Source organism: Streptomyces litchfieldiae (assembly GCF_031845365.1).
Classification (GTDB): Bacteria; Actinomycetota; Actinomycetes; order Streptomycetales; family Streptomycetaceae; genus Streptomyces; species Streptomyces litchfieldiae.
The window spans coordinates 1-464 of sequence record NZ_JAVREL010000101.1; the positions used below are offsets into that span (position 1 = coordinate 1).

Sequence of the window (464 nt, forward strand, 5' to 3'; positions counted from 1 at the left end):
CTCCAGGATCGCCAGGGTGCTGTCGTACAGGGACGGATCGCCCCACACCAGGAACGCTCCGCACTCCCCCGGTGCCAGCTCCTCGATGATCAGGCGTTCGCAGATGTCGGCGCGGCGGTGGCGCCAGTCGTGCACCGCCGTCGTGTAGCGCCCCCGGTCGTCCTGGGTGCGGTCCCGCCAGGGGTCCTCGGCCTCCACGACCCGGTAGGGGCCGGTGAGGTGCTCGGCCAGGATGTCCCGCCGCAGCCGGGTCAGGGAGTCCTTCTCCCGGCCCTTGCCGAGCACGAAGAAGACCTGGGCCCTGCGCATGGCCTTGATCGCGGCGAGGGTCAGATGGTCGGGGTCACCGGCTCCCATGCCGATGACGAGGATGTGGCGTGGCGGTGCGTCGCTCATATCGGCCGATCATGCCAGGGCGGCGGCGGGCGGTTCCGGCAGGGGGCGGGGCGGACGGGGACACCAAG

At 71.8% G+C, this 464-nt stretch carries 1 protein-coding gene; it reads right to left on the minus strand.

The features are described from left to right. On the minus strand, positions 1-396 hold a 396-nt coding region (locus RM590_RS35575; protein WP_311708951.1), incomplete at its 3' end, for an SAM-dependent methyltransferase. Positions 397-464: the final 68 nt, after the last annotated feature.